10 protein-coding genes are annotated in these 12,867 nt (G+C 40.7%); 3 read left to right on the top strand and 7 right to left on the bottom strand.

Annotated elements, in window-relative coordinates; genetic code table 11:
• Positions 1 to 23: 23 nt before the first annotated feature.
• Complete coding sequence (gene addA, locus NST65_RS05195; RefSeq protein ID WP_326135023.1) at positions 24 to 3,728, bottom strand: helicase-exonuclease AddAB subunit AddA; 3,705 nt, start codon at positions 3,726 to 3,728, stop codon at positions 24 to 26.
• Positions 3,706 to 7,215, bottom strand: coding sequence for a helicase-exonuclease AddAB subunit AddB (addB, locus tag NST65_RS05190; protein ID WP_342489343.1), 3,510 nt, complete (start codon positions 7,213 to 7,215; stop codon positions 3,706 to 3,708). The genes addA and addB overlap by 23 nt, the downstream gene beginning before the upstream one ends.
• 152 nt (positions 7,216 to 7,367) lie before the next feature.
• Between addB and NST65_RS05185 the strand changes: the two genes are divergently transcribed.
• A complete protein-coding gene (locus tag NST65_RS05185; RefSeq protein ID WP_342489342.1) occupies positions 7,368 to 7,814 on the top strand; it encodes a ferritin-like domain-containing protein in 447 nt (148 codons plus the stop codon).
• 196 nt (positions 7,815 to 8,010) lie between these two features.
• On the opposite strand, the gene NST65_RS05180 is transcribed toward NST65_RS05185, so the two are convergent.
• The 3 genes from NST65_RS05180 to NST65_RS05170 are packed head-to-tail and all read right to left on the bottom strand — an operon-like array spanning position 8,011 to position 9,732.
• The gene (locus NST65_RS05180) at positions 8,011 to 8,421 is read right to left on the bottom strand and encodes a DoxX family protein (RefSeq protein ID WP_034282155.1); all 411 of its coding nucleotides are present in this window, start codon (positions 8,419 to 8,421) and stop codon (positions 8,011 to 8,013) included.
• A 56-nt stretch (positions 8,422 to 8,477) separates the two neighbouring features.
• A complete protein-coding gene (locus NST65_RS05175; RefSeq protein WP_342489341.1) occupies positions 8,478 to 9,317 on the bottom strand; it encodes a M56 family metallopeptidase in 840 nt (279 codons plus the stop codon).
• Complete coding sequence (locus tag NST65_RS05170; protein WP_034282159.1) at positions 9,310 to 9,732, bottom strand: BlaI/MecI/CopY family transcriptional regulator; 423 nt, start codon at positions 9,730 to 9,732, stop codon at positions 9,310 to 9,312. The genes NST65_RS05175 and NST65_RS05170 overlap by 8 nt, the downstream gene beginning before the upstream one ends.
• Before the next feature lie 266 nt (positions 9,733 to 9,998).
• Here NST65_RS05170 and NST65_RS05165 point away from each other — a divergent pair, with 266 nt between their 5' ends.
• On the top strand, positions 9,999 to 11,144 hold the full coding sequence (locus NST65_RS05165; RefSeq protein ID WP_034282161.1) for an AbrB family transcriptional regulator: 1,146 nt from the start codon (positions 9,999 to 10,001) through the stop codon (positions 11,142 to 11,144).
• A 38-nt stretch (positions 11,145 to 11,182) separates the two neighbouring features.
• Here the strand turns inward: NST65_RS05165 and lepB are convergent, their stop codons facing one another.
• Together lepB and NST65_RS05155 are read right to left on the bottom strand one after the other, a co-directional pair.
• Positions 11,183 to 11,695, bottom strand: coding sequence for a signal peptidase I (lepB, locus tag NST65_RS05160; RefSeq protein ID WP_034282162.1), 513 nt, complete (start codon positions 11,693 to 11,695; stop codon positions 11,183 to 11,185).
• The gene (locus NST65_RS05155; protein ID WP_252050322.1) at positions 11,695 to 12,312 is read right to left on the bottom strand and encodes a TVP38/TMEM64 family protein; all 618 of its coding nucleotides are present in this window, start codon (positions 12,310 to 12,312) and stop codon (positions 11,695 to 11,697) included. Before NST65_RS05155 ends, lepB begins: the two co-directional genes overlap by 1 nt.
• A 156-nt stretch (positions 12,313 to 12,468) precedes the next feature.
• Here NST65_RS05155 and NST65_RS05150 point away from each other — a divergent pair, with 156 nt between their 5' ends.
• Positions 12,469 to 12,831, top strand: coding sequence for a hypothetical protein (locus NST65_RS05150; protein ID WP_342489340.1), 363 nt, complete (start codon positions 12,469 to 12,471; stop codon positions 12,829 to 12,831).
• Positions 12,832 to 12,867: the final 36 nt, after the last annotated feature.

The raw sequence follows: 12,867 nt of genomic DNA, 5'->3' as shown, positions 1-12,867 counted from the left end.
ATTCACCTCTCATTCCGATACATTTATAATGAAATTTCTAAATTACCATCAAAGAAATAAAGAATTTTCTCCTCTAATGTTCTGTTTGTTAAACGTTCTACTGCTTTTGCATATAACGCTATTTGAGTTTCATAGCGCTTTTTCAATATAGGTACAGCTGCTTCAAGACCGTCTGTATATCTGCCTTGCACTCTATCTGTTTTATAATCTAGTAAATATAGTTTTCCATCCGTTTCAAACAAACAGTCAATCATCCCTTGAATAAGGACAGGCTCCCCCTCTGCATCAATATGGCTGTATACCTCTTTAACAGGTAACACCATACTAAATGACACTTCTCGTTTCACCCAGTCCGCTTTCCGCAGCTTTTGACCAATAGAAGTAGAGAAGAAAGCTGCAATTCCTTCTTGATCAATTGACTGGACTTGTTCATCTGTTAGCAAGTCTCGCTGCTGTAAGGAATCGAGCAGCTGATGTATACGGATTTCATCGAAGGGCTCGTCAGAAGGAAGCGCAATATGCTGCATGACTGTATGCATTGCGGTGCCTTGCTCTGCGGCAGTGAGTGTTTTTTTCTTCATGAAAGCCGGCCGGTCATACATCGTGGCACGGTCTTTTCGAAGAGAAGAAGGAACACTGTACTCATCCTGTATTTCTTTCATTCTTTTTATCTCGGAAACTGACTGCTTTGTGCCGACTTGTGAGGCCGCTAGGTATGGGTATCTCCATGAAAGTCTCTCTGCTACTTTCTCATCAGCATCACCATATTTTTCAACAGGCAGACCTTCCATCAAAGCTTGTACCACCTCGTCCTGCTGCTTCTTTTCAAGTGACATATCTTCTTTTAGAAGATCGGAAGCTTGAGTAAATGAGATCGTGAATGCTGATGGGTGTGACAGAACAACATCACCTGTTTCTTCTAAAATAGATGACATTGCTTGGTGGCGGATGAGAGCAGGACCAATAAAATCTAAGTATGTTTTCGATTGATAACGTTCAAAATCAGGGAGGAGCCAGTCCTCTCCGGTTGCAGCATTTTGCCATTTGCTTAATGCCTTCACCTGATTTTTGACAGAGCCGACCAGAAATAATTTCTCCTTAGCCCTTGTGAGCGCTACATATAGAACTCTCAGCTCTTCAGATAATAGCTCTTTCCTCATCTTTTTTTTCATCGCCACAAGCGGTAATGTTGCATAGCTAATTCTCAGCTCTGGATGAATATATTTGCTTCCAAAGCCTAATTCTTTATCAAGCAAGTAGGACTGGTTTAAGTCCATCATATTAAAGTTTCTGCCGAGTCCTGCGGTAAAGACGACTGGAAATTCTAATCCTTTACTGCTGTGGATCGTCATCATGCGAACAACGTCCTCTGTTTCACTGAACGTTTTTGCCGCACCAAGATCATCTCCACGCTCCTGCATTCTTTCGATAAAACGAAGAAAACGGAACAGCCCTCTAAAGGCAGCTTTTTCATACTGCTTCGCTCGATCATAAAGAGCACGGAGGTTCGCCTGTCTCTGCTTGCCTCCAGGCATCCCGCCAACGTAATCTAGATACTGCGTATCGCGGTATACTTCCCAAATCAATTCCGCTACTGAATGATTCATGGAGAAATCACGCCACTTACGCAGCAACCTGAAAAACCGTTCTAGTTTTTTGCATGTAGGGTGATCTGAATGAGTCACACTCATAAATGCCTTCACAGCATCATAATAAGTGCCTTTTTTATCACTCGTGCGAATCAGTGCCATTTCATTTTCGTCTAAATGAACAATTGGTGATCTTAATACAGCTGCAAGCGGGATATCCTGATATGGATTATCGATGACTTTTAACAGAGAAAGAATCACAGACACCTCTGTTGCTTCAAAATAACCGGAGGAAAGATTCGCATACACAGGGATTCCCTGCTTCTTCAATTCCTCCATCATTTGCGGAGCCCAAGGCATGGAGCGAAGTAAAATCACAATGTCCCGATACTGCAAGTTACGGGTCATTTGCTGTTTTGCATCGTACACTTGAAATGGCTGCTCCACCAATTCTCTTATTTTTTTAGCAATGACTCTCGCTTCTAGTTGTACGGTCTCTAGTTCTTCTCGCTCTTCGTCAGTTTCTGCTTCCTGTTGATCTAAATGTACAAGAAGCATTTCTGTCGTTGTATCTTCGCTTTCTGGATAACTAGCTCCAAGCTTTAATTCAGCTTGTTCATCGTAATCAATTTCTCCAACTGTTTCCCCCATCAGCTGTTTGAACAAAAAGTTCGTACTGTCTAACACATCTGAACGGCTGCGGAAGTTTTTATTTAAATCAATTCTCTTCCCTGTTTCTTTGCCGTCTGGTGTAAATTGTTTATATTTGTTTAAAAAGAGCATAGGCTCAGCCAGTCTAAAACGATAAATGGACTGCTTTACATCACCAACCATAAACAGGTTGCCCTCTGCAGCATGTTCCCCTTTAGATACAAGCCTTAAAATCGTTTCCTGTACAAGGTTTGTATCCTGGTATTCATCAACGAGCACTTCTTCAAACTGCTGTTGATAGTACTTGGCCGCTTCTGTTTCAATCAAATTTCCTTCCGCGTCCTGCTCTGCTAAAATGCGTAAGCAATAATGCTCTAAATCCGAAAAATCCACGATTGATTTTTCTTGCTTCGCTCTTTCGAAACGCTGTCCAAATTGGATGACAAGCTCCACAAGTGTTTCGATCACCGGCTTCATTTCAGCTAAACTGTTCAAATGCTGGGCGGGACTGCGCATAAAGTATTCATCTTTGAGCTTTTCTAATTGTTTTTTTGCTTGATTGCGTGCATCTGTGGCTTTTTCTAACAGCACAGGGTCATATTCGTCCCCTTTACATGTTTTGAGCCTTTTAAAATTGATGTTTGGCAAAAGCTCGTAAAGCTTCTCAAAATCATCTTGGTGCCTGATTAATTCATTGATCTGCTCTAAATCATCTATAAAATTTTCTGCTCTCGGCGCGGGGCCACCCGGTTCTTTTGATAGGGCGAGAGCTCGTTCGAGCAGTTCAAGACAGCTTCGAAAAACGAGAGAAAGGTCCTCTTTGATATATGGGTAAAACGGTAATTGTTCTACTTTTGTTTGAGCATCTACATCATAAAGAGAAAGGAATGCCCTCATCCATTGTTCAGGTGAAGGATGAGATCTGGAAAACTCATAAATTCTCTTCACAAGCCATTGCAAATCTAAATCATGACGGTCAGAAGTGTAACGATCAACCAGTTCAAAGAACGCTGGCTTTCCAGCCTTATATTCATCCTCAAACAGTTCATCTAACACTTCATCTCCTAATAATTCTCCTTCTGTTTGATCAGCCAAACGAAAGCCTGGATCAAGGTCAATCTCATAGTAAAAGGTGCGCAAAACCTGCAAACAAAAGGAGTGCAGGGTGGAAATATTGGCACGATTCATGAGCGACAGCTGTCTTCTCATATGAAGGGACCCGGGGTTCTTAGCTAATTCCTTTTCAAGTGCTTCTGTGATCCGATGCTTCATCTCTGCCGCAGATGCATTTGTGAAAGTCACAACGAGCAGACGATCCACATCAACTGGATCTTCAGGACGGGTCATTTTTCGAATCAGCCGTTCAACCAAAACAGCTGTTTTACCTGACCCTGCCGCCGCCGCAACAAGGATATCTTGTCCTTCTGAAACGATGGCTTCCCACTGGTCATCCGTCCAAGTACTGTTATTCGGTTTTGGTATTTGCATACTGATCCCCTTCTTTTTTGATCCGGTCTATCACAACATCATCCTTTTCAGATGAAAGCACTCTAAATTCATTATCCTCTATCGATTCATCAAATTGGCAAATAGACTTAAATGAACAAAAGCGGCATGGTGTTTGATCCTTCAATTTATATGGATTAATCGCTACCTCGCCATTTGTAATTCTTTCGCCTGCCTCTTCAAACGTGCGCCGAACATGCTGTGTGAGTATATGGAAATGATCTTCACTTAAAACAGCAGAGTCAGAACGGAAAGACCCATCCTTTTTCAAGCCAGCTTGAATGACTTGTGATCTTCCTGATTCAAGCGTTTGATCCATTAGCTTTACCGCTTCTACATCTTCAAGCAAAAGACCTTTCATTTTAAATTTCTTGAATATTTCCTGCTCGATTTCATCCTCTGCAAGCGGAATCGGTGCTTGAATGAGCGGATCATGAATATGGAAATATAAAATGCCAGCTGGCGTTGCTTCTACACCGAGCCACTCCTTTGAATACGTAATCGTCAGGTCTAAGTATGTGAGCATTTGCAAGGCGAGCCCATAGTATACTTCTGCTAGATCAAGGCCTTTCTCACTCGATTTGTAGTCGACGATTCTCAACAGCAGCCCTTTTGAACCTTCTGCTTTATCCACCCGGTCAATTCTTCCGACAAGCTCCATCGTGCAGCCATTTTTCAATTGAAAAGTAAACGGCGGAAGTGGCCCTTGGCCGCCAAAGCCTAACTCAAGCCCAACGGGAGAAAATCCACTCACTCTTGCATGCTCACTTAATATAGAAGAGACTCGAATCAAGATTTTCTGGAGCTTTTCTTTAATATAAGCATGCCGGTTAGAGCTTAATAGGATTTCCTTTTGAAGACGCGGTGCAAGCTGTTCGATTGCATGTCTTGAATAGTTGACACAGTCATCCTTCGTTAGGTTTTTCCAATCCTTTTTTTGTTCAACAAGCGTATCTGAAATATGCTTTAAGGCCGAGTGAAACAGCTGGCCGATATCGGGTGCTTCCAATTTATAAAATTGCCGGTCCTTTAGTTTTAACCCGTGGGAAGCAAAGTGAGAAAATGCACACGCATTGAATTTCTCCATTCTTGAAACACTGCCTTGAATGTGATCACCATAAAGTTCTTTTGTGACGTTTGGTTTTAAGCGCTTCGCTCGATTTGTAAAAAACAAACTCGACAAGATGTTTTTTGATACATCCCGATGAGATGACGTCATCAAATAATTATAGACACTCCACCATACACCACTGATGGGGTATTGGTTGAGCCATTGCTGCAGCTGCGAGACAGTATACGATAACGAGACATGCTCATTCGCTACAAATTTTAATTGCTCCTTGTCATCCAGCTGTTCCGGGTCTAACACATACAAAGCATGCTCATGATTTGGCATAAGCTCCTGACAATACTTGATAAGAGGCGAAGGCAATAGAGAGCGCCCCTCTTCATCTGACACTGAATAAGACAGATACAAATGATGAGATGGACTCGACAGCGCCTGGTAAATTAAAAATTGCTCATCTAGCAGCCGTTCTTTTCCTGTCTCTGCGAGTTCTGCTCCTGCTCGTTTTAACCACTCCCGGTCATCCTCAGACAAAACACTTTCGTCAGAAGGACGTGCGGGAATAACGCCATCATTTACCCCAATGATAAACATACACTTCACTTGATACATTCTCGATAAATCCATACTTCCGATAAATACTTGGTCGAGTGAAGGCGGAATTAAAGCGAATTTTAAAGAGGCCAATCCTGTATCCATCATCTGTTGGAATAAAGGAAATGAGAGCTCCTCCTCACCGAGCATTTCAACAAATTCATCCATTAATTGAATAACAGCATCCCATACTTGTCCATGCTGCATGGCTTCAGCTAATCTACCTGCTTCTTCAGCTTCCAGCCTAGCCTTTTCAAGTTTATCCGGCACTTGTATTTCCTCTAAGAAGACATAAACTGCCTCTACCATGTCTTTTACCTTTTGCGCTTTTTTCAGCCTTTTTTGCAATTGGAAAAGCGGCGGTGCGATCCATTCCTTTACATCATTCAGCATCTGTTCCATTTCAATTTCTTGATCTGTTTGTCCAAAATCCTCATCTAAGGATTGGAATCGCCTGTAATGGAAACGGGAACCGTTTGTCCAGCATTCTCCTTTTACACCATAAGCAATACAGTAGTTTTCAAGCTGGTCTGCCTGTTCTCTCGCTTTGTTTTTGGCAAGTTCGAGCGGAAATAAGAACTCTGTCTTCACGCAGCGAAACACGGCCTCATAACGCCAGTTTCCTTTTATGACATCCAAGCTTGAACGAATTAATTCAATGAGCGGATGATACTGCATCGATTCATTTCCATCAATAAAAAATGGAATATCGTAATCTCGAAAAACCTCTTTTAACGTATCTTTATAGTCGTCTACATGCCGCGCTACAATCGAAATATCTCGCAGTCTAAGTCCTTCTTCTCTCACTAAATGAAGAATTTCTCTCGCTACTCCCTCAATTTCAGCTCGTTTACTCGCACTTTTAGACACTGTGAGATGAGGGGTTATTTCCTGATATGGCTTCACCGGTCTCTGCTCATATTGCCGTTCTAAATAAGCAAGATCCGGCGTATGAAGATGACGGTTATTTTTCTCCAAAATGTGCTCAGAAATGGACGCGCCGCACTCTTTAGCAAGCTGATAGAGCTGGAAATACGTTTTACCTGTCATACGAAATAAATCAAGTTCATTTGGCTGTTTATCATGATAGGAACGATCCACTGTGAAAGCAGCCGTTATTTTCTCAGCATGCAGCAGAAGCTGTTCAATGACGAGAAGCTGCTGCGGTGTAAATTGATAAAAACCATCTATATAAATGTGTGCTCCTTTTATTTCATCAGATAAAGGAATTTGCTCCGTGAGAAGCGTCAAATAGTCTTCTGAGTGCACATATTCATCTTGTAAATGCTGCTCCATCTGCTGATAAAGAACATGCAGATCATGCAATTTCTCGGCTGCCCGTCTTTCTTCTGTATACTCTGAATGCATGCTCGATAATGAAATTTTTTCAATATCCTCAGGCAGCATGCAATATCTCTTGAACTCAGCCATCGTCTTTTCGATTTGCTCGACAAACCCCGGCTTATCACTCGCTTTTTTGAATACCTTAAACTTTTCTTTCTCCTCTTCAATCACTTTTCTTAAAAGCATTTGAATTCCTGTGCTTGTCACAAATTGCCGGTTCGCTCCGCCAGTCTGCTGTAAAATAGACCAAGCAAGACGCGTGAAACTAAATACTTTGGCCCTGATCATCCCGCCAGCTTCAGACGTTTTTGCAAGCTCGTATTCCATTAAGAATGTCATTTGATCCGGGACTAAAAAAATGATTGGCGGACCCAACGGATCAAGCCGAAGCTGTTCTTTGATTTCCTCTAAGATTGCAGTCGTTTTTCCACTCCCCGATCTGCCTGCTAAAAACTGAATCTCCACGCTCCACAACACCTTTCTTATGTACTCATATTCTAGCGAAAATAAAAGTAAATAGCTATTTTCCCCTTCTCCTTCCTAAAAAGATATAGGCACCTTTCCTTACTCTTCTCATATCATAAACCATCATGAACTCAAAGGAGGCTGGCAATATCATGTATTACGGTTATTACGACTACCCGCCATATGACATGCGCCAAAACACAAGAATCATTTCAGACCTTGAAAAAGCAATCAATGGTGAATATTCTGCGATCCAATGCTACGAAAAACTTGCTCAAAGAGCAAAAACTCCTGAGGCAAAAAAAATCATTCAAGAAATACGCCAGGATGAAGTCAGACACTATCAACTATTTTCAAAGCTGTATTATTCTTTAACAGGTAAAAATCACAAACCAAGCGTAACAGAACCTTGTCCAGATCAATTTAGAGAAGGGCTTCTTTTCGCATTTAAAGATGAACAAAGAACGGTCGATTTTTACGTAACGATATCAGATTATGTCCGGGATCAAGGAACAAAAGAGCTGATGAAACGTATCGCTCAAGATGAACAGCAGCATGCGGTATGGTTTTTATATCTTTTAACGCACCATGTGTCTTAGATAGTCCTATTTTAATAGGAGATCGTATGTTCCGTCAAAAAATGAAATCGGCTTTTTGTTCATTCAATCTATCAAATAAAATACTATTCTCAATAAATCCCTCATCTCTTTCACTTTTTCAAACGTGAAAACGACAATTTGAGAAATAAAAAAACTCCTCTGCCACAAATAGCAGAAGGAGTTTTTTCATGATCGTTTAATGAAATTTTGCTTCATTGCTTTGCTGCTGATGTTTTAGCAACCCATCAATGGACAGCATCTTACTGCCGCTGAGTGTTAAATAAAGGGCCATGACAAGCAGCGATAGTTCAAATTCATAACCGCCAACAAATCCTTTAGAAAAACCAACCGTAATAATCGCCACAGCCATAATTGGTACAAATAATGCTGCGAAAATACGTGTTCCTAGACCTAAAATCAAGGCGATACCACCGACCAGCTCAATTGTCTTTACAATATAGGCCATAAATTCCGGTACACCGATTTGTCCAAAGAATGCCGCTGTTCCCCCCAGACCTCCTTGATATGCCTGAAGTCCGTGTAGAAAGAAGATAATACCTAAAATAACACGTACAAAAAGTGTTCCTATTTCTTGATTCGTTTTCATATAGTGATTTCCTCCTGTTTTTACACTACATAATGTAATGTTAATAAGTAAAAAAATTAGTAATTTAGGTTAAGCATAATAATTAAGGCCACCATGAGAATGGTTGATGTGACAATGGGAATGATGGGTACATTGAAAGGAATATTGTATGTTGGATTTAAGATCTTCTGTATTCTTAAATTCAATGCCCGATCTCCAAAGGATACCGCAAACTTCGTTTGTTTTTGAAACTGCGTTCTCTTTTTAATCAGCTTCAAAAGGGCTTGCCCTACTCCAAGCTCAGTGCCTGTCTGCCGAATCGCATAGTCATCTGCGATCACTTCACGAAAAACGGAATAGCTTTGTCTCATATGCTTTAACACTGGAATGTACCAAATAACTTTTGTGAGCATTGAGAATGTGAAAGCCTTTAAAGGATCATAGCTGTATTTGTGGTGTAATTCATGATAAACAACAGCGTCAATCTCCTCTTCATCCAGCACGTCCATGAGAGACGTTGATAAGTAAACCTTTGGGTGAAGCATCCCCATGGCAAAAGCAAGCGGTTCATGACAATGAAACACAATGATGTCATTTGCATATTTCTCAGATAAAGATTCGGTCGAGTTGTAATCGACTGCAAGCATCAGATTTTGCTTGAATTGAATGTACGTTTTGATTTGCTTCGTCATATAGAAAATCGCAAATCCCAGTGTGTAGAGGACTAAAGCATCTAGAAAATATTTCAAAGGAGTGAATCCATAGAATTCGAGAACAGACTGGCATACATGAATAAGATTATATGCTTGATTCCAGCCAAAAAAGCTTGAAAGCACGTAATAACCCATCTGATAAAAAATCGTTAAACCAATCAATATACCGCCTAAAAACAGCAGGCTCGATTTCATTTTATTCATTTTGCTGCTCCTCTTTTTTGGATGCCAGCCTTGCTTCAAGCACTTTGAGTAATTCAGGGTCAGCACTTTCAATTGCATCCACCATATGATTCACTGCCAGTGGACCAAAATCGTCCATCAGCCCTTGGGTAATCCATTTTGTCTGCTCATTTAGAAATTCTTCTTTTGTTAAAATGGGATTATAAATAGATGAACGCCCTTTTGTTTTCTTCTCGACAATTCCCTTTTCGGTTAAGCGGTTCAGCACAGTCATCACCGTGTTGAAATTAATCGGCTTCTCATCTGACAGCTTCTGCTGCACTTCTTTAATCGGCATACCCTCACCTTGATAAAGGATCTCCATAATCCTTCCCTCTAAAGGACCGAAAAAGCGATTCAATCCCTTTTCATTATATTTAAAAGAAGGAATTTTCATGTCATCACCTCACACTAAGGATTGTAGTGTAATTGAAAATGATAGTCAACAGATAACCAAAATAGGGGAAAATCGTTGCATATTACCTTGCTTCTTGGTAAAAATTACGAACCTATTTATATCAATAGGCAATCTGATTCTCGATAAGATAATCTTATGAAATTGGTAAAAAAATTCGTATTTTATTTATAGAGACTTTTGTATTATAGTGAAGATAACAACATTTCACTTACTGAACAAATTTATAGGAAGAAGGTTTACATGTGATGAAACAAGGAAACAGCCTTCGAACCGATCTCATTTTGATCGCGATAAGCGGTTTAGGTGGATTTCTTTTGTCTTTAACAGGAATGTCTATTGGCTGGATGATCGGAACATTAATCACGGCTGCATTTATTGCCATGCGACGCCCCGCCCTGTTTCAGCGTAAAGGAAACAACACCTTGCGTATCCACAGCAGATGGCTACTCCTTGGTCAATTTATTCTCGGAATCGAACTCGGACAGAAAATGAACATGAAAGTTCTTCATATTTTCACTGAACATTGGCTCCCTGTGAGTTTCATGCTCGTTTTTTCTATTCTACTGGCGATGCTCTCTGGCTTTGCCTTATGGAAGCTGAGTAAAACAGATATGCTGACCAGCTTTGTCGGAACAGCACCAGGCGGTTTATCTGCTATGCCAGGGATTGCCCAAGAGGTTGGAGCAAATACAGCCGTTGTCAGTCTCGTACAAACAACACGTGTATTAATGGTGGTACTCACCATCCCATTTACGGTGTTCTATTTAAATACAAAAAATCCAGCGGATGCAGCTGCAACCGTGCAAGGGAGCGCCTTTTCATCCGGCGTTTTCACCCTGTCAAATATCTCGTGGAGTATCGCACTTATTTTAGGTGCCTGGCTTATGTCACGCCTCGCGGTTCGTCTTCATTTCCCTGCCCCTTGGCTGATTGGCAGTATGTTAGGAGTTGCAGCTCTTCAAGTAGGTGCAGGTGCTCTCATAGGTCATGATTTGATTCCTTACTGGCCAGCACAAGCGAATATCGCGTCACAGGTATTTCTAGGTGCAACCATCGGTTCAAAAATGAATAAACAGATGTTTGTCGGGCTAAAAAACACGTTAATTGTGGCCGTCGTCAGCTCAGCTGGACTGATTGCTGCAACGGTTCTCAGTTCAATTGCCATTGCAGAGGTCACAGGCATTTCTGTCATTACAGCCATTCTTGCCTTTTCGCCTGGCGGTATTGCAGAAATGGCAACAACAGCAGTCACACTCCATGAGGACTCAACCTTTGTAGTAGCTGTACAAGTCGTTAGAATCATTCTTGTCATTGCGATGCTGCCACCGTTTTTTCGATTCTTACATCATGTCTGGGCAAAAAGACATCCTGAATATAAAGCCGCAAAATAAAAAAAGAGACGCTTTGCATGTGCAGAGCGCCTCTTCTTTTATTCATTCTGATTTCTTTTGACACCAACTACTTGATCCTTTGAAATCGTTCCAAAATGCCGGCTGTCGAAGCTATGTATTCGGTTATCTCCGATCACGAAGTAATGGTTTTTTTTGATTTTATCTTGTCCTGTGATAGCTTTCAGCTGAAAATCTCCTGTCAGGACATTCCCCATTTTATGTTTTTTCTGCTCTTTTAAATAGGGTTCTTTCCATTTTTCCCCATCGACAAATAACTGATCATCTACATACTTGATCGATTCTCCTGGGAGCCCAATGACCCGTTTGATCAAAATTTGATTTTTGGGTCCGTGAAATAACACATAATCAAACCGGCTAATTTTCGTGAGTTTTGGCGAGAACTTGTTGATTAATAATTCTGTTCCATCTGTAAATGTAGGGTCCATACTAACCCCTTCTACTTTATACTTCACAAACATGAAATTCTTTACCTGGAACAATAAGACGATGCATGTAATAATCATCAACCACAGCAATGGCTTCTTTTTCATTAAGAGCCTCCTTTGTCCTCACGCTTGCTCATTCGAATATTCAACCTATTTTCTACTCTCTTTCCAACATACCATAATAAAACGATAACTAGAACCGCAAAAACACTTCTTAACGGATTCTTTACTAAAGCAGAAAGATCATAACCGATAAAACTAATGATAAAGAGCATGACACACTTACCAGCTAAAGCAGCTAATGAAAATTGCCACATGCTAATTCTTGATAAGCCTGCGACAACATTGACAGCCGCAGAAGGTGTAAAAGGAAAGCAGAGTAAAATAAATAACGGACCAAATCCCCGCTTCTCTACCCAAAGCATCAATTTCTTAATGGAAGGGTGTCTGCTGATAAAGTTCAGCATTCTCATCTGTCCAAATTTTCTGATCAGTAAAAAGACAAGAATAGACCCTGCACTTGCACCGATCCAGGTTAATAAAAAGCCTTCCCAAAGGCCGAATGCATTTGCATTGGCCACCGCAAACGCCACAAGTGGTAAAAACGGAAGAAATGCTTCAATCAGAGGAAGCAATATAGCGACAATTGGTCCAAAAGCCTTGTAGCTTTCAAAAAATGATGTGATATTTTCATGAGTAAATAGAAAAAGAAATGATGTCAACTTGTTTGACTCCTTCAAGGTTTGTCTACATTTCATTTTACATGGAAAACATAAAAATATACAAATGAATCCCACTCGCCCCCTTGAGATTGTTTGACTCATTCGATATAATAAACAAGAACATTTGTTCTATTCATAAAGAAAGCAGGCTTGGACATGACAAGACTATCAAGAATACAGCTTAAGATGATGGAACAGGCCATCTTTCTTCCAATGGTCATCTCCATCCTCAATCGTGACCTGACACACTTAAAACAACATCAAACATTTAAACTAAATGAACCATACATTCAGCTTGTGACCTCTGTGTTAAAGGAAGCACAGAAAGCACTTTACGAACTGAAGCAGCATTTACGTAAAGAAAATATGAAAGTACAGCAAATTGAACACGATGAAGGATTTACAACGTATCTATTTATCATAAATGGCTATGAAGAAAAGCATAAATACTTTAATCCGCGTATACGTCACCGGGTAGAGGAACTGCTGACTGCATATTTTCTGCATCAAGCAAATTAACTTCTTGCTGAAATGCGGCGCGGTACCCATGCAAAA

The organism is Bacillus sp. FSL P4-0248 (genome assembly GCF_038593305.1).
GTDB lineage: Bacteria > Bacillota > Bacilli > Bacillales > Bacillaceae > Bacillus > Bacillus safensis.
This window is presented reverse-complemented; position numbering and strand designations above follow the sequence as displayed.

Coding starts and splice junctions, on each gene's coding strand:
- lepB (WP_034282162.1), bottom strand. CDS start 11,695: ATGAAAAAGAAGCCATTGCTGTGGTTGATGATTATTACATGCATCGTC.
- addA (WP_326135023.1), bottom strand. CDS start 3,728: ATGCAAATACCAAAACCGAATAACAGTACTTGGACGGATGACCAGTGG.
- NST65_RS05170 (WP_034282159.1), bottom strand. CDS start 9,732: ATGAAAATTCCTTCTTTTAAATATAATGAAAAGGGATTGAATCGCTTT.
- NST65_RS05185 (WP_342489342.1), top strand. CDS start 7,368: ATGTATTACGGTTATTACGACTACCCGCCATATGACATGCGCCAAAAC.
- NST65_RS05150 (WP_342489340.1), top strand. CDS start 12,469: ATGACAAGACTATCAAGAATACAGCTTAAGATGATGGAACAGGCCATC.
- NST65_RS05165 (WP_034282161.1), top strand. CDS start 9,999: ATGAAACAAGGAAACAGCCTTCGAACCGATCTCATTTTGATCGCGATA.
- NST65_RS05175 (WP_342489341.1), bottom strand. CDS start 9,317: ATGAATAAAATGAAATCGAGCCTGCTGTTTTTAGGCGGTATATTGATT.
- NST65_RS05180 (WP_034282155.1), bottom strand. CDS start 8,421: ATGAAAACGAATCAAGAAATAGGAACACTTTTTGTACGTGTTATTTTA.